Origin of the sequence: Mycobacterium angelicum (assembly GCF_002086155.1) — a bacterium.
Lineage (GTDB): Bacteria > Actinomycetota > Actinomycetes > Mycobacteriales > Mycobacteriaceae > Mycobacterium > Mycobacterium angelicum.
This window is the reverse complement of record NZ_MVHE01000018.1, coordinates 1-20,109: the sequence shown is the minus strand read 5'-3', so window position 1 is coordinate 20,109 and position 20,109 is coordinate 1. Positions and strand designations below refer to the sequence as shown.

Sequence of the window (20,109 nt, the reverse complement as noted above, 5' to 3'; positions counted from 1 at the left end):
ATTTCATCCTCCTTCCCACTGCTTGATGGCCGCCCGGAAGTCCTCGTCCTTGAGGAACAACGAGGTGTTGTCCGCACCCAGATGCCCCCACTTGAGGTTCAGGCCGCCGTCGACCAACAGCGTCTGTCCGGTGACATAGCTCGACAGGTCCGAGAGCAGGAACAGGATGGCGCCGGCCACTTCTTCGGGACGGCCGCGCCGTGCCATTGCGATGGCACGCCGGTCGCGTTCGGGGTCTTCGTCGGTGTAGGTGCGCGACGCCGGTGTCTCGATCACCCCGGGCGCAACCGCGTTGACCCGAATGTCGGCTTGCGCCAGTTCAACTGCCATCGTGCGGGTCATGGCGACGATCGCGGCCTTGGCCGTGCCGTAGGCGATGTGGAACGGCGCGGTGTTCATCCCGCTGATCGAGGAGACGGAGACGATCGAGCCGGGACTGTTGCGGCATCTCAGTTCGGCGGCCACGGCCTGGCTCATGAAGAAGACGCTCTCCAGATTTCGGGTGAACAGGTCACGCCAGTCGTCTCGCGCCACCCGGGTCGACGGCATCCACGTGGACGGGTCGGCCCCGCCGGCGACGTTGACCAGACCATGCAGTTCGCCGTCGGCACAGCGGACGGCGTCCAAGGTGGTGCGTACGCCGTCGTCGGTCGACACATCGGCCGCAACGGGCAGTACCGACAGGCCGTCGGCTATCAGCGGGCCGAGATGCTCGTCCAGATTGCCCTTACCGCGGCTCACCCCCACCACGGTGGCTCCGGCCTGGGCAAGCATCCGCGTCACAGTGGTGCCAATGCCGCCGCCGGCCGCGCCGGCGACCACCACGATGCGCCCGTCCAGGGCCAACAGATCGCGAGTCATTCTAATTTGTCCGGACAAGGCAATGACGTGCACTCATTAGAGAGCATGATTCTCCTACGGTGGCCGGCCCGTCAAGGCCGGGGCGGTTTCATCAGCTGAGTATTGTCTGGACCAGCAGGTGATTGCTATCGTCCGAGCCGTGATGGCCCGTTACTCGCCGGTGCGGCCGCCGAACGTCGCCGAAGGCTGGAGCCTGACGCGCCCGGTTGGACCCAGCCGGTTGTTCGGCGCGAACGGCTTACGCACCGGACCGGACGGCCGGATCTACATCGCACAGGTCACGGGCAGCCAGATCAGCGCACTCGACGTCGAGTCGGGCCGGCTGGAGACGATCAGTGCCAAGGGTGGCGAGATCGTCGCACCCGACGACGTCGCCTTCGATCCGGACGGAAATCTGTACGCGACCGAGGTCATGGACGGACGGGTGAGCGTGCGCGACCGCGCGGGTGTCACCCGGGTGATTCGTGACGACGTCCCGTCGGCCAATGGCATCACGGTGCACCAGGGCAGGTTGTTCATCGGTGAATGCCGGGAGGGCGGGCGCCTGCTGGAGCTCGACCGCGGTGGTGGTGCGCCACGGGTGTTGCTGGAAAACGTTCCGTCGCCCAACGCCATGGAGGTCGGCCCGGACGGCTTGTTGTACTTCCCGGTTATGGGCGCCAACGAGATCTGGCGCATCGACCCCGAGGGGGGCCTTCCGGAACGCGTCGCGGGTGACCTGGGTGTCCCGGATGCGGTGAAGTTCGACTCCGCGGGTTTCATCGTCTCCACACAGGTGCACAGCGGCCAGGTGCTGCGCATCGATCCCCGCACTGGCGAGCGCACCATCCTGGCAAGCCTGAATCCCGGTCTGGACAACCTGACGTTTGTCGGCGACCGGCTGTTCGTCTCCAATTTCACCGGCGAGATCACCGAAATCCTCAGCGATGGACAATCGCGCACTGTTCTTGCGGGCGGGTTGAACTGGCCGCTGGACCTGGCGGTGGGCGGCGACGGAAACCTGTATATCGCCGACGGAACGTACTTCTATGCCCTGGGAGGCGGCCTGCTACAGACCGCCGGAATGTTGTTCTCGCCAGGGTATCCGGGGTTTCTGCGCGGGCTCGCGGCAACCGGTGCCGGCGAGTTCGTGGTGACCACCTCCAATGGGCAGGTGGCGCGCTACCGGCCGGGACTTCACGAAAGCGAAGTGGTTGCAGAAGGTTTCGACCAGCTTTACGGAGTTGCGGTGGCACCGGACGGCACCATAGTGACGGCCGAACTCGGTACCGGACGGGTGCTGTCCATCCGGCACGGCGTTGTCGAGGTCCTGGCTTCGGGCCTCGACGATCCCGTCGGCGTGGCACTGACCGATGACGGAACCTGCCTGGTTTCCGAAGCCGGGCGGGTGCGCAAGCTGGACACCGGCCCGTTGATCGACGACTTGCAGCGCCCGCAAGGCATTCTCGTGCTCGACGACACCATCTACGTCGTCGACGCCGGCGCCAAGGAACTCGTCGCGGTCGATTTGCAGACCGGTGTCCGGCGCACCATCGCCGCCGACCTGCCGGTGGGCGCACCGCCCGGCGTCATCCCCAAGCCGCTGCGCGGTATGCCGCCGTTCTCGGGGCCGCAGGGGCCGTTTGCCGGCATCGCCGCCGGGGCCGACGGCACGTTGTACGTCTCGGCCGACGGCGACGGCAGCGTGCTGGCATTGCGCCGGGATACCTGAAGGGCCCCAACATGTCCGAACAGAAAGTGATCGATCACCGCTATCTGCAGGTCGCGCGCACGCTGCGCAAGGAGATCGTGGACGGGGTATATCCGGTGGGATCGCAACTGCCGACCGAACACGAGCTATGTGAACGGTTTGCCGTCAGCCGCTACACAATTCGGGAAGCGCTGCGGCGCCTGCGCGACGACAACCTGGTGTCGTCCAAACCCCGAACCGGAACCCTGGTGGTTCCCCGGACGTCGTCGGACTCCTACGTTCAGCACGTGATGTCGATCAACGATCTGCTGGCGTTCGCGACCGGCACCCGATTCGCGATCGAATCCGTCGCCATGGTCGCCATCGACGATGAGGCGGCGGCCCGAACCGGCCTGGCCATCGGTGAACAGTGGCTGACCGTGCGCGGATTTCGGCAAGCCGACGACACCGAGCCCGGCGGGCCCGCGCTGTGCCGCACGGAGTACTACATCAACCGCGCCTTCGCGGCCGTCGGCCGGCTGCTGCAGCGCCACGAGGGGCCCATCTTTCCGCTGATCGAAGACCTTTTCGGGCTGAGTATCGTTGAGGTGCAACAAGAAATCACCGCGGTACTCATTTCACCGGTATTGGCTAAGGGCCTCGATGTCGAAACGGGAACTCCCGCACTGCAGGTGCAACGCACCTACACCACGTCGGACGGGCAGGTCGCCCAGGTCACGGTCAATACCCACCCGGCTTCCCGGTTCCGGCATTCGATGACGATGCGACGGATACGTGGCTGAGGTGTTGCCCGCGCTGACGAACACCGAGCCTGCAGTTTTGCAGGCCCCTTCTCGAACTTTCGCTGCAAAAACGCAGGCTCGGCGATCGGTCGAAGGCCAGTAGCGGGATGGGCTTAGGTACCAAGTCGATCAACGGACGTCGGGTTCGCTGGGACGCCGAGCGCGCCGCCGACGCCTATGCGCACGGCTGGTGGGTCGGTGACACGCTGGCCGATGCGCTGCGCGAGGCCGCGCTGGAAACACCGCAGCGGGTCGCGCTGATCGACGCGCGGCACCGGCTGGACTGCCGGACCCTGCACCAACAGGCGACGACGCTGGCGCAGGCCCTGCACGCCCGCATCCCGCCGACCAGCGTGGTGTCGTTCATGCTGCCCAATTGGCACGAAGCCGCGGTGATCTACCTGGCCACGACGCTGGCCGGCATGGTGGCCAACCCGATCCTGCCCTCCCTGCGCGACCGCGAGCTGCGTTTCATTCTCGAAGACTCCGACTCCCGGACGATCTTCGTGCCGGGACTCTTCGGGCAGCACGACTACCCCGCGATGCTGGATCGGGTTACCGCCCAGCTGGAGTCGCCACCGAAAGTCGTTGTGGTGCGCGGGGATCCCGCTGGCGACCAGATGCCATTCCAGTCATTGCTGGCGCACCCCGGCAACGCCGAACTTCCCACCCTCAACCCCGACGCGGTGCGCATGATCCTCTACACCTCGGGCACCACCGGTCGCCCCAAAGGCGTACTGCACACCCACAATTCGATGCATGCGCTGATCCGCCAAATCGGCGAGCACTGGCGCGTCGAACAGGGCGACACATTTCTGGTCGCCTCACCGATCGCGCACATCGGCGGTTCCATCTACGCGTTCGAGTGCCCGTTGCTGCTCGGCACCACGGCGGTATTGATGGATCGCTGGAACGCCCAGGACGCGGTGCGGCTGATGAGTGCCGAACGGTGCACACACATCGCGGGCGCGACGCCGTTTCTCGAGCAGCTGCTTGCCGCCGCGCAGCACAACGGGACCAGGCTGCCCGAGCTGAAGCTGTTCGTGTGTGGCGGGGCGTCCGTGTCGCCAGACTTGATCCGCAGGGCCGCAACATATTTCGAGCCCGCCACGGTCACCCGGGTATACGGATCGACCGAAGTACCGGTGACCACCGTCGGCTCGCCGGAATCGCGCCGCCACGCGGCCGAAACAGACGGCCGCCCCGGCATAGCCGAGGTCAGACTCGTCGCCGGCGAAATCCGGGTGCGCGGACCGCAGATGCTGGTCGGCTATCAACACCCCGAAGACGAGGCCGACTGCTTCGATGCCGACGGCTACTTCCGCACCGGGGATCTCGGCCACTGGATCGACGACGAGTACCTCGTGGTCACCGGCCGCGCCAAGGACATCATCATCCGCAACGGCGAGAACATCTCGCCCAAGGAGATCGAAGACCTGCTGGCCGGTCATCCCGCGATCGCCGAGATCGCCGTCGTCGGACTGCCCGACGATCGCACCGGGGAACGGGCATGCGCCGTCGTCGTCCCCGCCGGCGACACCGGACCGGACCTCACCAGCCTGCGCGGCTTCCTCGAAGCCGCGGGCGTTGCGCGCTTCAAAGTGCCCGAACAGGTGGTTATCTGGGATGAACTCCCGAAGAACGACGCGGGCAAGGTCCTCAAGCACCAGATCAAGGCGGAGCTGATGAAGGCGGAACGATGACATGCAGGTAGCGATCGTCACCGGAGCCACCGGCGGCATCGGCTTCGGTTGCGCCACAAAACTTGCCGAGACGGGCATTGCGGTGCTGGCGACTGGACGCGACGAGGGCAAGCTGGCCGCACTCGCGCGCACGATCAACGACTCCGATCGGGTGGCCACCCACGCGGTCGATCTCACCGACGACGACGCCCCCGAACAGATCGTGGCCGCCGCGGTGGATCGCTGGGGTCATATCGACTTTCTGGTCAACGTCGCCGGTGTGGGCAGTCCCAAACCGTTACACGAAACCGACGACCAATCCCTGGACTACTTTCTGAATCTGATGCTGCGCGCGCCGTTTCGGCTGGCGCGCGAAGTGCTGCCGCACATGCCGCCGGGCTCGGCCATTATCAACATCACCTCGACCTTCGCCGTCGTGGGCGGCCTGCGCGGCGGCGCCTACTCAGCGGCCAAAGGCGGGCTCACGGCGCTTACCACCCACATCGCCTGCCAATACGGGTCGCGCGGGATACGCTGCAACGCAGTGGCTCCCGGCGTCGTTCAGACACCGATGACCGAGGATCGCCTGCGAGACGAGCGGTTTCGCCGCATGAACATAGAGATGACACCGCATCAACGGCTGGGCACGGTCGACGATGTCGCCAATACCGTGGCGTTCTTGTGTTCTCCCGCAGGCGAGTTCATCAATGGTCAGACCATCGTCGTGGACGGCGGCTGGAGTTCGACCAAATACCTCTCCGAGGCCGCGCTGGCCGCAACATGGACGGCTCAGCCCGATTCGAAGTGACGCCGGATACCGGCCAGCATGGCGATGTGCGCTTTGACCGCCGCGCGGACGGTGAACCCCGCCAGCGGCCGGGGCGCGGCGATGCGAATTTGTTCGGTGACGCGGGTGCCGCCGTCGATCGGCGCGAAGGTCACGGTTCCGCGAAGACGCACCCCCGGCGATTGCTCTGCCTCGGTCTGCACCTCACCGGCCGGCTCAACCTGGATTCGCGCCCGATAGGCCGTCTGGATAGTGAACGGTCCCAATGGGATTCGATCGACCACCCGGTAGCTCTGCAGACAGCCGGTCTCGGTCTCGGTGCGCGACAGCACTTCCACGGAGACGATCAGCGGGTGCACCAGTTTGATGTTGTCCAGGTCGACATAGAAGTCGCGGACGGCATCCGGCGGCGCGGGCACATCTTCGCTGAGGGTCCGCTCGGCGTGTGCGATCCACCAGCTCACCTGACGCCACCGAACATCTCGAGCAGATCGGTGGTGCGCCAGGAGATCAGTACGACGAAGGCCGTCAACACCACGACCGTTACCGCCGCCTGGATCGTGTTGCGGCGCTCTCGAGGCGCGTAGACATAGCCCGCGGTAACCAGCGCGCCCGTGATCAGCCCACCGACGTGTGCCTGCCAGCTGATCGATTGGGAGCTGAGCAGCGGTGCGACGAAGGTGAACGCCAAGTTGACCACGATGACCGCGACCACCCAGCGGACGTCAAGATTGAGCCGCTTGGCCACCACGAAGGTGGCGGCGAAAAGTCCGAACACCGCCCCGGACGCCCCCGCTGTCGCCGTGTTGAGGGGCGAGACCAGGTACACCAGCACCGAGCCGCCCAACGCGCTGAGCGCATACAGCGCGCCGAACCGCAAGTGCCCCAACAACATTTCCAGCGGCGGGCCCACCACATACAACGCCCACATGTTGAACAGCAGATGCATGGCGCCGTAGTGCAGGAACGCCGCGGTCACCAGCCGGTACAGCTCACCCTCGGCGACGGCCGGTGGCCACAACGCGAGTTGGCGTTCCAGATCGCCCGCGGTCACCTGCAGCGCGAACATCGCCACGTTCGCCGCGATCAGCACATAGGTGACCAGCGGATTGCCGGAGCGCTGCGGTGCACCGAACTGCGAGCGGGGCTGCCGAACCGTTTGGGCGCCGGCGCGCACACACTCGGGGCACTGGTGGCCGACGGGACTGACCCGCATGCACTCCCCGCAGATATACCGATCGCATCGGGTGCAGCGGACATAGGTCCGCCGCCCGGAATGGCGGTAACAGGCTGGCGACTCCGGCGTGCTCGACCCAGTCATCGCACCATTGTTGCCTGTGACCGCCGGCGCTGACCTACTGTGCTTCTGTGAGCCAGGGCACGACCGGGGTAGTTGAGCGTTATCTGACCTGCCTGGCCGCTCATGACTGGGACGGCCTGGCCGACACCATCGCCGACGACGGCCTGACCCGGGAGGGCCCGTTCTGCGACCTGATCGAGGGCAAGGACCACTACCTCGCTTACCTGCGCAAAGTTCTGACCAACCTGACGGGCCACCGGTTGGAGGTCACCCGCATCTCGCACGTCGATGACCGTGTCTCATACGTGGAGTTGACCGAGGCGTTCGAGATCGACGGCGTCCGCAAAACCTGGCCCGAATGCCTGATCTTCGAACAGAGCGACGACGCGCTGATCTCACGCGTCAGCGTGTTCTTCAAGCAGCGCGGCTAGCGCGCGGCAGCGGGCCGCGCCGGTGCCGCGGGCCGCACAGGTGCCGGTGCCGCGGGCCGCGCAGGTGCCGGTGACAGGGTCGGCCGAGGGGCCGCCGGTGACAGGGCCGGCCGAGGGGCCGTCGACACCCGCCCCGGCGAGACCGCGGCGCCGGCCAGCAGGTCAGGCCGCGCGGCCTGGACAACCTGTAGCGGGGACGCATTCGTGGCCTCGGCGGCGGCATAGGAATTGGCCCCGGCGTGCAGCGTTTGAACGATCTCGTCGTGAAAGGCCACCGCCTGCGCGCTCAGCGTCTGATAGGCCTGGGCATGCATGCCGAGTAGCGCCGCGATACCTGCCGAGACCGCATCCGCCCCCGGCGCCAGCACTCCGGTAGTCGGGATGGCCGCGGCCGAATTGGCCGAGGCGATCGTGGAACGGATGACCGCGAGATCGGCTGCCGCGGCCGCGACCAGCTCCGGGTATGCGTTCACGAACGACATTTGGACACCTTTCGCCAGGCCCGATGACCAATCGGATTCTCACGGTCGCCATTGGAAAAGATCGGCAGAAATAAATCGTAACTAGGCCGCAGAGGTGGTCCGTGCACGAATTTTGACCAGCCCGCAAATACCTCATTCCCACGCCCGAGATATTGAAATCGACAGCGCCGCACGCGGTTACAGAGGCCCGCCGGCCACCACCGCCAATACGACACGTTTTGTAGCAGCCCGGGGTGTTCCCAGGTCCGTGGAATTGCCTTACTGTGAATCGCGTGGAGTCACACGGAACGCCCGAATTGGTGCCCGTCGAAACATTGCACTCAGGCGACCCGATCACAGATGGCGGTCAGCGTTACATAGTTCTCGAATCGAAGGCCGTCGGCGACAGCTGCGTGGTCCTCGAACTCGAGTCCAGAGTCGACCACCAACTGCAGGTCATCGAGAAGTCGTTCCCGACCGGGTACCACGTCGGTAAGGCAAACCACCGAATTCTGTAAGGCGATTCACAGCCCGAATATCGCGGCAGGTAGCCCGTCACCCGGGCTGCCGCTGATTCACGCCCGCGGCGGACGCGGATCGTTGGGATCGTCCGGGTCGGGCTCGCCAAACCAGCGCGCCGCTTCGTGCCGGCCATATTCGTCGTGCCAGTCCCACCACTCGTACGGGGCGGTCTGCGGGTAGCCCGGCGGGGAGTCTTCCCACAGCTCCTGGCGCCCGAGCGCCGTCATGTCCAAGAAGCTCCAGGTGGTGCCCAGCGCCTCGTCGCCACGGTTGTTGATGAAGTAGCTGCGGAATACCCGGTCGCCGTCACGGATGAATGCGTTGGTCCCGTGCCATTCGTCCACTCCGAAGTCGGCGTCCCAAGAATCGGTAATCGTGTACCACGGCATCTGCCAGCCCATCCGGGCCTTCAGGCGTTCGATGTCCGGCTGAGGCGCGCGGGAGGCGAATACCAGCGTGGTGTCGCGGGCATGCAGATGTGCCAGGTGACCGACGTTGTCGGCGACCATGGAGCAACCGCGGCAGGCGTGATCGGGCCAGCCGTGCACCTCGGGTGCGTAGAAGGCGCGGTAGACGATCAGCTGGCGCCGCCCGTCGAACAGACCCGCCAGATCCACCGGGCCGTTCGGCCCAATGAACTCGTACGCCTTGTCCACGGCCAGCCACGGCATGCGCCGGCGCGCGGCCGCCAGCGCGTCGCGGGCCCGGGTCAGCTCTTTCTCCTTCACCAGCAGCTCCTGGTGTGCGGCCGCCCATTCGGGCGCCGACACGATCGGGGGTATATCCATGGGCATGTCACCTTCTGAGGTCGAGTAGCTTGACGTCCGCACCAATACAGACACGGCGCGCCATCGAAATTCGTCGCTGCCAAGCGATTTTGTTCACCCCGCAATGGCAAGCTGTTAGCCCGGTTCTGTGAGGTCCATGTGGACAGGCCCCTCAGACGCCGGGAGTATTGGGCGCTGGGGACCCAATTGAGAGGTGACGCGAGGTGACGGATTGAAGATTCCGGGTGTCGGCGATCTCGTCGGTGGTATCACCGGCGGCGCCGCGCTCGCGTTGCGAGCCAGTGTGCAGACCGCGGCTGGTGCTGCGGGCGCGGTCCAGACGCTGGCCAGCCCGGTGGTGGAACTGGTAGGCCCGGTGGTCCAGTCAGCGGCCCAGTCGACCGGCCGGATGCTGGGAACGGGCAACGCGTCGAACGGCTCCGCCGAGCGCGTCGAGCCGCCAGTGCGTTGGCAGAGCGGACGCCGGGTGCATTTCGACCTCGACCCGTTGCTGCCCTTTCCCCGCTGGCACGAGCATGCCGCGGTGATCGAGGAACCCGTGCGCAGGATTTCCGGGGTGGCCAAGGCCCACGTCGAGGGCTCGTTGGGCCGGCTGGTCGTCGAACTCGACGCCGACGCCGACGACGACGCTGTGCTGGACGAGGTGCGGGACACGGTCGCCTGCGTGGCCGCCGACATATCCGTGACCGATTCGACGTCGGCGCCCAGTGCCGCACCGTTCGCCGACCCGGGCAACCCGCTGGCCATTCTGGTGCCGTTGACCGCCGCGGCCATGGACGTGGTGGCGGTCGGTGCCGCCGTCACCGGCTGGTTCACCCGGCTGCCGGTGGCCCCGCGCAGCGCGCGAGCCGCGGCGGCGCTGCTGAACTACCAGCCGCGGGTGGTGTCGGTGCTGGAATCCAGGCTGGGCCGAGTGGGCACGGACATCGCGCTCAGTGGGTCGACTGCCCTGGCGTATGGACTGAGCCAGTCGGTGGGCACCCCGCTGCTGGATCTCACGCAACGCAGTCTGCAGCTGTCTGAGGCGGCGGCCCATCGACAGCGGTGGCGGTCTCGAGAGCCCGACCTCGCTTCACCCGACCGACCGCAGGCGCCGGTGGTGCCGGTCCTCTCGTCGGCGGGGGCCGAAACGCAGGCGCCGCGGCACAACTGGGCCGCCGCGGCGGCTGGCGAGGCTTCCCACGTCGTCGTCGACGGCGCCATCGACTCCGCGATCGACACCGCCAAGGGCTCCATGGCCGGCCCGGTGGAGGATTACGTGAACCAAGCCGCCAACGGCTCGGTGATCGCCGCGGCCGGGGCACTGTTCGCCGGCGGCGGTGCCGCGGACGCCGCCGAGGCGATCCTGGCCGGCGTCCCGAAAGCCGCACACCTGGGCCGGCAGGCATTCGCCGCCACGCTGGGCCGCGGACTCGCGAACGCCGGGCTGCTGGTCCTCGACCCGGGTGCGCTGCGCCGGCTGGATCGGGTCAAGGTGGTTGTCATCGACGGCGCTGCGCTGCGCGGTGATCACCGCGCCGTCCTGCATGCGCTGGGCGACGAACCCGGCTGGGACGACGACCGGGTCTATGAGGTGGCCGACGCATTGCTGCACGGCGAAGAGGCGCCCGAGCCGGATCCCGACGAACTGCCGGCCACCGGTGCGCGGCTGCGCTGGGTTCGGTCGCAAGGCCCGTCTGCGGCGCCCGCACAGGGACTCGAACATGCCAACCTGGTTTGCGACGGCCAAGCCGTGGGCAGCGTCGACGTCGGCTGGGAAGTCGACCCGTACGCGATCCCGCTGCTGCAGACCGCTAACCGAACCGGCGCCCGGGTGGTGTTGCGCCATGTGGCCGGCACCGAGGACCTGTCGGCCAGCGTGGGCTCGACCCATCCGCCCGGCACCCCGCTGCTCAAACTGGTCCGCGAGCTGCGCGTGGACCGCGGACCGGTGTTGCTGATCACCGCACTGCACCGGGATTTCGCATCGACCGACACCCTGGCCGCGCTGGCCATCGCCGACGTCGGTGTGGCCCTCGACGATCCTCGCGCGGCCACCCCGTGGACCGCCGACATCATTACCGGCACCGACCTCGCGGCGGCGGTGCGGATCCTGTCGGCGATTCCCGCGGCCCGCTCGACCAGCGAGTCGGCCGTGCACCTGGCCCAGGGCGGCACCACGCTGGCCGGGCTGCTGCTGGTCACCGGCGAACAGGACCGATCGACGAATCCGGCCAGCTTCCGCCGCTGGCTCAATCCCGTCAACGCGGCCGCGGCAACGGCGTTGGTGTCGGGAACGTGGTCGGCCAGCAAGGTGCTGCGGCTGCCCGATCCCACGCCGCAGCCGCTCACCGCCTGGCATGCGCTGGACCCCGAGATCGTGTACTCGCGGCTGGCCGGCGGGGCGCGGCCGCTCGCTGTGGAGTCCGGAACCCCGACGTGGCGGCGCCGGCTCAGCGACCTGTCCTACGAGCCGGTGGCCGCGCCGCTGCGCGGCCCGGCGCAAGCGCTGGGGCGACTGGCGGTGGCGACCCGCCACGAGCTCTCCGACCCGCTGACCCCCATCCTGGCGGTGGGGGCGGCTGCGTCGGCGATCGTCGGCAGCAATGTGGACGCGCTGCTGGTCGCGGGCGTCATGGCCGTCAATGCGGTTACCGGCGGGGTGCAGCGGCTGCGCGCCGAGGCGGCGGCCGCCGAACTGTTCGCCGAGCAGGACCAGCTGGTGCGCCGCGTGGTGGTCCCGGCCGTCGCCACCACGCGACGCCGGCTCGAGGCCGCCCAGCACGCCACCCGCACCGCCACGGTGTCGGCCAAGAAGCTGCGGCCCGGCGACGTCATCGACCTGGCGGCCCCGGAGGTGGTTCCGGCGGACGCCAGGCTGCTGGTGGCCGAGGACCTCGAGGTCGACGAGTCCTTCCTCACCGGTGAGTCGCTGCCGGTGGACAAGCAGGTGGACCCTGTTGCCGTCGCCGACCCGGACCGGGCCAGCATGCTGTTCGAGGGCAGCACGATCGTCGCGGGCCGGGCCCGGGCGATCGTGGTGGCAACCGGCGCCGGAACCGCGGCGCACCGCGCCATCTCGGCGGTCGCCGACGTGGAAACCTCGGCCGGCGTGCAGGCCCGGTTGCGCGAACTCACCAGTAAGGTCCTGCCGCTGACGCTGGCCGGCGGCGCGGCGGTGACCGGTTTGGCGCTGTTGCGGCGGGCGCCGCTACGCCAGGCCGTTGCCGACGGCGTCGCGATCGCGGTGGCCGCGGTGCCCGAGGGTCTGCCACTGGTGGCCACCCTGTCCCAGCTTGCCGCCGCGCAGCGGTTGACCGCACACGGCGTGCTGGTGCGCTCGCCACGCACCATCGAGGCGCTGGGCCGCGTCGACACCATCTGCTTCGACAAGACCGGCACGCTGACCGAGAACAAGCTGCGCGTCGTGTGCGCCCTGCCCAGCACGGCCGTGCCGCAGGATTCGCTGCCGAAGATCACCGACCCGGGCTCCATCGATGTGCTACGGGCCGCATCCCGCGCCTCCACCCAACCCCACAACGGCGAAGGGCACGCGCACGCCACCGACGAGGCAATCCTCACCGCGGCGAGTTCCCTTGACAGCCAAGGCAATTCGGAGTGGACGATTCTGGCCGAGGTGCCGTTCGAGTCGAGTCGCGGCTACGCCGCCTCGATCGGCATTGCGGCCCAGGACGCCAGCCCGATGTTGATGCTCAAAGGTGCCCCCGAGACGGTATTGCCGCGCTGCCGCTTCGCCGACCCCGAAGCCGATCAGGAGCATGCCGAGTCCTTGGTGCACGACCTGGCCGCGCAGGGCCTGCGGGTGCTCGCGGTGGCGCAGTGCCCCTGGCAGAACGGGACCGCCGACGACGAGGAGACCGACGCCGACGCCGTCGACGCCGCCGCCTATGACCTGGAATTGCTCGGCTATGTCGGCTTGGCGGACACCGCGCGAGCGTCGTCGCGCCCGCTGATCGAAGAGCTGGTGGACGCCGAGCGCCACGTGGTGCTGATCACCGGCGACCACCCCGTCACCGCGCGGGCCATCGCCCGCCAACTGGGCCTGCAATCGGACGTGCGGGTGGTGACCGGTGCCGAACTCGCCGGCCTCGACGAAGACGCCTGCGCCAAGGTCGCCGCCGACGTACAGGTCTTCGCCCGGGTCAGCCCGGAACAGAAGGTCCAGATCGTGGCGGCGCTGCAGCGCTGCGGGCGGGTGACCGCGATGGTCGGTGACGGTGCCAACGACGCCGCGGCCATCCGGATGGCCGACGTAGGCATCGGCGTCAGCGGCCGCGGTTCCTCGGCCGCACGCGGGGCCGCCGACATCGTGTTGACCGACGACGACCTCAGCGTGTTGCTCGACGCGCTGGTCGAGGGCCGCAGCATGTGGGCCGGTGTTCGGGATGCGGTGACGATCCTGGTCGGCGGCAACGTCGGCGAAGTGCTGTTCACCATCATCGGGACCGCATTCGGCGCCGGGCGGGCGCCGGTCGGAACCCGCCAGCTGCTACTGGTGAACCTGCTCACCGACATGTTCCCCGCCCTTGCCGTCGCCGTCACGTCGCAATATGACGATCCGGAGGAGGACGCGGACCTGAGCGACGAGGAGGTGGCCGCGGCACGACGGATGCGCTTGCGCGAGGTGCTGACCGCGCCCAAGCCTTCCCTCGACGAGCCGCTGATGCGCCAGATCGTCAACCGCGGCGTGGTCACCGCCGCGGGCGCAACGGCCGCCTGGGCCATCGGGCGCTGGACGCCCGGCACCGAAAGGCGCACGTCCACAATGGGATTGACGGCGCTGGTGACCACCCAGCTGGCCCAGACGCTGTTGACACGCAGCCACAGCCCACTCGTGGTGGCGACGGCGCTGGGCAGTGCGGGTGTGCTGGTGGGGATCATCCAAACCCCGGTGCTGAGTCAGTTTTTCGGCTGCACACCGCTGGGGCCGGTGGCCTGGACAGGCGTGGTCAGCGCCACCGCGGGCGCCACCGCCGTGTCCGTGCTTGCCCCCAAGTGGCTGGCCAAGACGGTCGAGTCCGTGATACCGGATGACCAGACACCCGAGCAGGAGCCCAGCTAGCCCGACAACTCCCTGCGGACCACCTTGCCGGCCGGATTGCGGGGAATGCTCTCGACGATGTTGATGTCGCGGGGTTGCTCGAAGCGAGAAACCTTGCCCTTCAAGTACTCTCGCAGCGTCGGCTCATCGACATCGCCGCCGGCCCGCGGGACGACGTAGGCGGCCAGTCTGCGCCCGAACTGCTCGTCGGGAACGCCGACGACCGCATTCTCGGCGATGCCCGGATGACGGGAGAGAGCGTTTTCCAGCGCGCGCGGATAGACGTTCTCGCCGCCGGAAACGATCATGTCGTCTTCTCGCCCAACGATGTACAGCCGCCCGGCTTCGTCGAGATAACCCATGTCCCCGGTGCTGGTCATGCGATCGATGACGGTTTTGCCGCCGCCCCCGGTGTAGCCGTCCGAGGTCAGTTCGCCGCCGACGAAGATGCGTCCGGTGACCCGCGGCCCGACGGGCCGGCCGTTCTTGTTGTAGATCCGCACCGGGCAGCCCGCGACGGGTTTACCCACCGTTTCCGGGAACCGCCGCAGTTCGAGCGGCGTCGCCAGCGCGCCGATGCCGACTTCGGTGGAGCCGTAAAGGTTGTAGAGCACATCCCCATAGGCATCCATGAACCGGCGCGCCAAGCTGGGATCGAGCCGGTCGCCGCTGGAGATCACTACCCGCAACGACGGCAACGGGTTTCGCGCCCGCACCCGCTGCGGCAGGTCCAGAATGCGGGCCAGCATGATGGGCACCGCGCTCAGCGCGTCGGCGCGATGCAATGATGCCTGAGCGAGAGTGGCCTCGGCGTCGAACCGCCGGCGGGTCAACACCGTCCCGCCCAGACCGATGGCCAGCATCAGTATGCCGAAGCCCAGCCCGTGAAACATGGGTACCGCCAAGGCGACTCGCGATCCGACCTGAAGCCGGGTGCGGTCCAGAATCGTCACACTGACGCCGAGGCCCGAACTCACCCGAGGCGTGCGCGGCACCCCCTTGGGTATCCCGGTGGTGCCGGAGGTGAGCAGCACGATGCGACCCGCCGGTGCCACCCTGGGCCGCGATTCGACTTGCTGGGACTGCACTGTCTGCGGGTCGATAACCGTTATGTTCTCCCCGGTTTCGCGTATCTGTTCGGCGAATTCGTTGTCGCAGAACATGATCCGGATTTGATGCGCGCCCAGCGCACCGGCCAGCGCGTCGGTGCGAAATTCGGTGTTGACCATGACGACGTCGGCGCCGACCAGGCTGGTCGCGAATACCGCGGCGACGAAGTTGCGCCCGTTTCGGCACATGACGCCCACCGCGTGGCCGGTCCCCATACCCGAGCCGACGAGTTCGTCGGCCAGCGATTCGGTCATCGACCGCAATTCGGCGTAGCTGAGCGCACCGTCGTCGTCGATGATCGCGGTGCGGTCCGGCCAACGCGCCGCCGCGATGGCGAGCAGGGTGTAGAGGTTCGTCCCACCCCTCGAGATCTCGCGGACGAGCCGCAGTGCAGCGACCGGGCCGGGCGGACCCAGCAGCCCCGAGGACAGCACCGCGCGCGCCGCGGTGGCGATCAAACTGTTCGTCATCGAGGATCCCTTTGCGCGTTCTCGGACTCGGCGAAGAACCGGCGGTGCCACAGTCTTGCTGCGCGATCGGCCGGCCCGGCGAGCAGCACTGAGGCTAGCTCAGCCGGCCACATCCAGGGCGGCTCGATGGTGCGGGGCCGCTCGAGGATCGCCTTGACGATGGTGCCGGCGGCCTCGTCGGGGTGCAGGCCCGGCAGCCTGCCCAGCATCGGCGTGGGGGCGATCATCCGGGTGCGCACCAGGGCGAAGTAAACCGTCGTCACCGCCACGCCGTCGCCGTGCAACTCCGGCGCCACGCTGCGCAGCCAGCGATCAAAGGCGCCCTTGGATGCCTGGTAGGCGCCCCACTGTGGGCCGGGAACGACTCGCACGCCCACACTCGACACGTTCACGATGTGCCCGCCTCCGCTTTCGCGCATCGCCGGAAGCAAGCCCAGCAGCAGCCAGATCGGCCCCAGGTAGTTGATGTCGATGGTGCGCTGAAAGTCATGCGGCCGGTCGTACTGATGGTGCAGCGAGCGCCGCAGCGACTTGCCCGCATTGCTCACCACGATGTCCAGCGCGCCGTGATTCTCGGTGATCTGTTTGGTCAGCACACTGACGCCGGCTTCGTCGGTCAGATCGGCCGGGTAGGCGACCGCGTGGCCACCCCCGGCGTTGATGGAGGCGGCCAGGTCGTCGAGCCGTTCCGCCGATCGGGCCACCACCAGTACCGTTGCCCCGGCCGCGGCCAGTGTGCGCGCGGTCGCCTCGCCGATTCCGTACGAAGCGCCGGTCACCAGCACGGTCTTGCCGGAAACGGCACGGCGCAACCTGTCGGGATCGGATATCCGCGCCGGATTGGCCAATCTGTCAGTGAGCTGATTGAACGCCTCTGCTGCCAGATTCATTGAATTACGTCCCTCGATTGCCTATCGACTTGAGTGTGGTCTGTGCTTCCCACTCTTGCAGTCGAGGGCTGACCCGTCAGCAGTTGGCACTAGTTTGGCGCGGAACGGACGCGTACGGCGGGTTTAAGAGTGGCTCGGGGCGATTATTACTATCGCTTCGTCCGCCAGCCTTTGGTCGTGGCTGACTTCCGGTGCAAACTGGCGCGACGGACGAGGTTCCACCACGCAACCTGCAAGTCTGCAAAGAAGGACCCACGCTGTGCCTGTCGTGTATCGGCCGCCGTGCGTGACGCAGCTGCCACCGGGGTCGCCGTTTGAACCTGTGCAGCCGTTCGGATCAGCCGAGGGCACCTACCTGGGCGCATCTGGCTGGAATGGAGATGGGTCATGAGCGCGATAACCGAAGGACTGGTGTACTGCCTGCTGGCGACCACGATGTTCGGGGTGATCGCGATCCGGCGACTTCACCGCCGGGTCAACGCGCTTGAGGCCGACCGCAAGAACGAGGAGCAGCGGTGATACATATGCGTCGGGTGGGTATGGCGGCCCGCAGCGATCCCAGACCGGCCGGCAGGGGCCTTGGCGTCACCGGGGCGCGGGGATAAGGATATCGGGCGATACCGGAGGCGGGGCGAGACGCGTCGACCACTGACCGTACACCAAAATTAAGAAAAACCAGCGGCAGGGAAAGCCGTCACTTCCACAAGCGCGAGTGCGGAAGTCGATAATGAGACTCAGCCAGCCTACTGCCGCTCGCGGACGCGCGGGCCAGAGTGCGCCGCCGGAACGCCCCCCGCCCAACGCCGGTCAATACAGCTCACACCACACGTATCCGAAGGGACTCGCGGACTTTCGAGACTGGGCTGGCTAGCGGAATCACATTGTCTGATAAGTGATTACATGTTGGCGAAGCATCACTTGTTGTGTGGTGTACCGCGCCGAGTATCGCGGCTCTGACTATCCGTGCCGCGTGCCGGGTGGGGAACACTGTGTGTTTGGTTCCCACGTCGAGGATCGGTTTGCCTCTCTTCGGCAGGTTCCACGAGGCGTTCCGGCGCGACAGCGGTTATTGGTGGGCCAGCCGTGGCAGCGCCCATGTCGTCAGACGGTTCTGCCTGCTGGGTAGACACCGGGTAACCCATTGCCCTGCGCACCTGAAGAACATCGGAAAGCGACGGGTTGGCCGGGTCGGTGCGGAGTGTGACCAGCGTTCCATGACCGAGACGTTCCACTGTTGCGGCGCTTGGCAAGAGGGTCGGGTCGAATTTCGTCGAATCGGAATCGCCGAGGAAATTTGCCCACCCCGCCGGATGCCCGACCAATTTGCCGAGTATGAATCCGCCGTCCTCTAGATGACGGTCCGGCTCGCTTTGCTTATCGAGAAGGCTATCACTCGAAAAGACTGCTCTATCAGGACAAAGAATCTGTACAATTCTTTCCAGAAGGGTCTGCGCAGTCATCCGTTTGTACAAACCAGGCGCTGCATCCTGCCCAGGCAATTTGATCACAAGACTGTTAGACAGCGTCGTCGACGCGATATGAAGCGACAGGGTTGCGCCGTCTCGGCTATTGTCCACGCCATTCCACCAATGCACCGAGTAACCCACGTCGTCTATGATTTCTTGGCCCAGGTTGGTGCGGTGCTGCCCTGCTAGGAGACGCTGTACTAAGTCGGCGTGGTGGGCGGTGACTAAAGGTTGGGCCAGAGCCTGTCGTTTCGAGCCACCCTTATTGCGCCAATCTCTCAATGTTGGTTCGAGCATGGCCAGCGCCGATACCAGTCGCGACAGCCGATCAGCAGACTCATCCACAGACTCTGCGCGGGGACCCCAATACGCGCCGACAAAAGATTTCGACATCAACCCGTCCTTCATTTCGGGGGCACCACTACTATCTCGATAGTCGACAATTCATCAATTCCCGCAAAAGTCCGTTTCACCAGCGCGGCAGTCTCCGGCTCCGCGAAGACCCATCGTATCGGAGTGCCGTGCGCAACGCGTACTTGATTCACAGCCTGATCGATTATACTAGATTCCCCGTTGAACCATGATCGCCATTGACCGTTTTCGATAAATTGTGAATAGTAACCTTTTGCGTCAATGAGCACGCCGTTCGCATAAGTATCGAATTTCACACCGCTGACGATGTAGCCCTCGGTGACGGGATGTCCGGTGATCTGCATTTGGTACTGGGCTGCGCGGTCAGACATCGATTCGGTAACGGGTTGCCAGGCACCGGGAGCATGCGGGAGCGGTGTGGGTGGGTGTGCTGGCGGTTGCCATGGCTGTGCCCAGTCGGGCACCAGCCGCGATAGCCGCGCAGGCGCGGTCTCCGCGATGCCCAATTTCGCCTCGAGGGCGGCCTTTCTGGCGTTAAGCGCCCTGCCACTGACCGGCCGTGGCTTTCAGCCGATGGACGTCGATGCGCAGTTGACCTGGCTCCATTCTCGGGAAGTCTAGTGGCGGCTCGGTGGAGCAGCGCACCGCCGAGCCGGCCCGACTCAGAGGGCGCCTCTTGTCTCATCCAGGTGGCTCGAATCCCAACTGGCGGTTGGCATTGAATCACTGGCTATGCAGGCGATTCACCGCAGCCCCTAGCCGACACCGAGCACACCGACGGGCTGGTGGCGGCGAGGATCAAGCGGACGGTCTCGGCCGGCTGGTCCCAGTGCGAGAAGTGGCCGCATTCGCTGAACCAATACAACGCCGCGTCCGAGAACGGTATCGACTGCCGAAGAAATGCTCATGCCAGGCCACATACTTAATGCCCCGGCCCGCCATACGGCCTTCGGCAAACCAGTTCCTCCGACCGCCCGGCGCGGAACGGATGCGTTGCGACACGGTCACGGACGCATACCTATCGAAGAATCACTGATCACAAATGTCTCAGTGATCACTATCGTCACATCAGCCAGCACCGGACGTCAAATATGGCGCCCTGGCCCCCGGAGAGGTGTGACATGTCGGCGATTCCTCGGATCGTGTCGGTATCGCTGGCGTCGGCGGCCGCACTGGGACTTCTCATCCCGATAAGCCTTGCGCCACCGGCAAATGCGGTGCCGTGCAGTGGAGATGCGGCCAACGCGCCGCCGCCGGCCGGGGCGATCGTGACCAACCCCGGTGGCACCACGCTGCGCCCGCTTAACCGCGGACCCCGCCCGCGGGGCGCGAATGACGGCGCCCCGCTGCCCCGATTGGGCCCGCTGCAGCGACTCGCTCCGGGCCAGCGCTATTCCGCGCCGCTGCAACAACAAGCCGCAATACCGGGGGCCAATCCCGGGCCGCCCACCCCGCC

The 20,109-nt window shown here is 66.8% G+C and carries 17 protein-coding genes and 1 pseudogene; 9 read left to right on the top strand and 9 right to left on the bottom strand.

From position 1 onward, the window contains the following. Positions 1-3 precede the first annotated feature (3 nt). Positions 4-861 (bottom strand): SDR family NAD(P)-dependent oxidoreductase, encoded by an 858-nt coding sequence (locus tag BST12_RS13585; protein WP_083113650.1) that lies wholly within the window; start codon positions 859-861, stop codon positions 4-6. Between the two features lie 142 nt (positions 862-1,003). On the opposite strand from BST12_RS13585, the gene BST12_RS13580 reads away from it, so the two are divergent. The 4 genes from BST12_RS13580 (at position 1,004) to BST12_RS13565 (ending at position 5,823) form a co-directional block, all read left to right on the top strand. Next, positions 1,004-2,572, top strand: a complete 1,569-nt coding sequence (locus BST12_RS13580) for an SMP-30/gluconolactonase/LRE family protein (protein ID WP_083113649.1) — start codon at positions 1,004-1,006, stop codon at positions 2,570-2,572. Positions 2,573-2,583: 11 nt separating this feature from the next. Continuing rightward, on the top strand, positions 2,584-3,333 hold the full coding sequence (locus tag BST12_RS13575; protein ID WP_083113648.1) for a GntR family transcriptional regulator: 750 nt from the start codon (positions 2,584-2,586) through the stop codon (positions 3,331-3,333). A gap of 107 nt (positions 3,334-3,440) precedes the next feature. After that, positions 3,441-5,036, top strand: a complete 1,596-nt coding sequence (locus BST12_RS13570) for an AMP-binding protein (RefSeq protein WP_083113647.1) — start codon at positions 3,441-3,443, stop codon at positions 5,034-5,036. Between the two features lies 1 nt (position 5,037). Next, entirely contained in the window at positions 5,038-5,823 is a 786-nt protein-coding gene (locus BST12_RS13565) for an SDR family NAD(P)-dependent oxidoreductase (RefSeq protein ID WP_083113646.1), read from the top strand. On the opposite strand, the gene BST12_RS13560 is transcribed toward BST12_RS13565, so the two are convergent. Next, positions 5,805-6,308 (bottom strand): SRPBCC family protein, encoded by a 504-nt coding sequence (locus tag BST12_RS13560; protein ID WP_372511057.1) that lies wholly within the window; start codon positions 6,306-6,308, stop codon positions 5,805-5,807. The two genes, BST12_RS13565 and BST12_RS13560, sit on opposite strands and share 19 nt — an antisense overlap. Then, positions 6,263-7,123, bottom strand: coding sequence for a rhomboid family intramembrane serine protease (locus BST12_RS13555; RefSeq protein WP_083113644.1), 861 nt, complete (start codon positions 7,121-7,123; stop codon positions 6,263-6,265). Before BST12_RS13555 ends, BST12_RS13560 begins: the two co-directional genes overlap by 46 nt. Before the next feature lie 47 nt (positions 7,124-7,170). Here BST12_RS13555 and BST12_RS13550 point away from each other — a divergent pair, with 47 nt between their 5' ends. Next, the gene (locus BST12_RS13550) at positions 7,171-7,533 is read left to right on the top strand and encodes a nuclear transport factor 2 family protein (RefSeq protein ID WP_083113643.1); all 363 of its coding nucleotides are present in this window, start codon (positions 7,171-7,173) and stop codon (positions 7,531-7,533) included. Here BST12_RS13550 and BST12_RS34250 read toward each other — a convergent pair. Next, on the bottom strand, positions 7,530-8,015 hold the full coding sequence (locus BST12_RS34250; protein WP_139801662.1) for a PE family protein: 486 nt from the start codon (positions 8,013-8,015) through the stop codon (positions 7,530-7,532). The genes BST12_RS13550 and BST12_RS34250 overlap by 4 nt on opposite strands. Before the next feature lie 272 nt (positions 8,016-8,287). On the opposite strand from BST12_RS34250, the gene BST12_RS13540 reads away from it, so the two are divergent. Then, a complete protein-coding gene (locus tag BST12_RS13540; RefSeq protein WP_083113642.1) occupies positions 8,288-8,512 on the top strand; it encodes a hypothetical protein in 225 nt (74 codons plus the stop codon). Between the two features lie 57 nt (positions 8,513-8,569). Here the strand turns inward: BST12_RS13540 and BST12_RS13535 are convergent, their stop codons facing one another. Then, the gene (locus tag BST12_RS13535) at positions 8,570-9,304 is read right to left on the bottom strand and encodes a DUF899 domain-containing protein (RefSeq protein ID WP_083113706.1); all 735 of its coding nucleotides are present in this window, start codon (positions 9,302-9,304) and stop codon (positions 8,570-8,572) included. Positions 9,305-9,515: 211 nt separating this feature from the next. Between BST12_RS13535 and BST12_RS13530 the strand changes: the two genes are divergently transcribed. Next, positions 9,516-14,366 (top strand): cation-translocating P-type ATPase, encoded by a 4,851-nt coding sequence (locus BST12_RS13530; protein WP_083113705.1) that lies wholly within the window; start codon positions 9,516-9,518, stop codon positions 14,364-14,366. Here the strand turns inward: BST12_RS13530 and BST12_RS13525 are convergent. After that, a complete protein-coding gene (locus BST12_RS13525; RefSeq protein ID WP_083113641.1) occupies positions 14,363-15,925 on the bottom strand; it encodes an AMP-binding protein in 1,563 nt (520 codons plus the stop codon). The two genes, BST12_RS13530 and BST12_RS13525, sit on opposite strands and share 4 nt — an antisense overlap. Further along, positions 15,922-16,815 (bottom strand): SDR family NAD(P)-dependent oxidoreductase, encoded by an 894-nt coding sequence (locus BST12_RS13520; RefSeq protein ID WP_083113640.1) that lies wholly within the window; start codon positions 16,813-16,815, stop codon positions 15,922-15,924. The genes BST12_RS13525 and BST12_RS13520 overlap by 4 nt, the downstream gene beginning before the upstream one ends. 387 nt (positions 16,816-17,202) lie before the next feature. On the opposite strand from BST12_RS13520, the gene BST12_RS34245 reads away from it, so the two are divergent. Further along, positions 17,203-17,334, top strand: coding sequence for a hypothetical protein (locus BST12_RS34245; protein WP_264062682.1), 132 nt, complete (start codon positions 17,203-17,205; stop codon positions 17,332-17,334). 395 nt (positions 17,335-17,729) lie between these two features. Here the strand turns inward: BST12_RS34245 and BST12_RS30860 are convergent, their stop codons facing one another. Together BST12_RS30860 and BST12_RS13515 are read right to left on the bottom strand one after the other, a co-directional pair. Beyond that, complete coding sequence (locus BST12_RS30860; RefSeq protein WP_139801661.1) at positions 17,730-18,689, bottom strand: Imm52 family immunity protein; 960 nt, start codon at positions 18,687-18,689, stop codon at positions 17,730-17,732. After that, on the bottom strand, positions 18,686-19,024 hold the full coding sequence (locus BST12_RS13515) for a Tox-REase-5 domain-containing protein (RefSeq protein WP_083113639.1): 339 nt from the start codon (positions 19,022-19,024) through the stop codon (positions 18,686-18,688). Before BST12_RS13515 ends, BST12_RS30860 begins: the two co-directional genes overlap by 4 nt. A 750-nt stretch (positions 19,025-19,774) precedes the next feature. Between BST12_RS13515 and BST12_RS31995 the strand changes: the two are divergent. Further along, a pseudogene (locus BST12_RS31995) lies at positions 19,775-20,109 on the top strand (DUF4185 domain-containing protein); the annotation flags it as partial.

Excerpts from the sequence above, each read along its gene's own strand:
- BST12_RS13585 (WP_083113650.1), bottom strand. The coding sequence starts at position 861 with ATGACTCGCGATCTGTTGGCCCTGGACGGGCGCATCGTGGTGGTCGCC.
- BST12_RS13580 (WP_083113649.1), top strand. The coding sequence starts at position 1,004 with ATGGCCCGTTACTCGCCGGTGCGGCCGCCGAACGTCGCCGAAGGCTGG.
- BST12_RS13575 (WP_083113648.1), top strand. The coding sequence starts at position 2,584 with ATGTCCGAACAGAAAGTGATCGATCACCGCTATCTGCAGGTCGCGCGC.
- BST12_RS13570 (WP_083113647.1), top strand. The coding sequence starts at position 3,441 with ATGGGCTTAGGTACCAAGTCGATCAACGGACGTCGGGTTCGCTGGGAC.
- BST12_RS13565 (WP_083113646.1), top strand. The coding sequence starts at position 5,038 with ATGCAGGTAGCGATCGTCACCGGAGCCACCGGCGGCATCGGCTTCGGT.
- BST12_RS13555 (WP_083113644.1), bottom strand. The coding sequence starts at position 7,123 with ATGACTGGGTCGAGCACGCCGGAGTCGCCAGCCTGTTACCGCCATTCC.
- BST12_RS34250 (WP_139801662.1), bottom strand. The coding sequence starts at position 8,015 with ATGTCGTTCGTGAACGCATACCCGGAGCTGGTCGCGGCCGCGGCAGCC.
- BST12_RS13535 (WP_083113706.1), bottom strand. The coding sequence starts at position 9,304 with ATGGATATACCCCCGATCGTGTCGGCGCCCGAATGGGCGGCCGCACAC.
- BST12_RS13525 (WP_083113641.1), bottom strand. The coding sequence starts at position 15,925 with ATGACGAACAGTTTGATCGCCACCGCGGCGCGCGCGGTGCTGTCCTCG.
- BST12_RS13520 (WP_083113640.1), bottom strand. The coding sequence starts at position 16,815 with ATGAATCTGGCAGCAGAGGCGTTCAATCAGCTCACTGACAGATTGGCC.
- BST12_RS34245 (WP_264062682.1), top strand. The coding sequence starts at position 17,203 with ATGAGCGCGATAACCGAAGGACTGGTGTACTGCCTGCTGGCGACCACG.
- BST12_RS30860 (WP_139801661.1), bottom strand. The coding sequence starts at position 18,689 with ATGAAGGACGGGTTGATGTCGAAATCTTTTGTCGGCGCGTATTGGGGT.
- BST12_RS13515 (WP_083113639.1), bottom strand. The coding sequence starts at position 19,024 with ATGTCTGACCGCGCAGCCCAGTACCAAATGCAGATCACCGGACATCCC.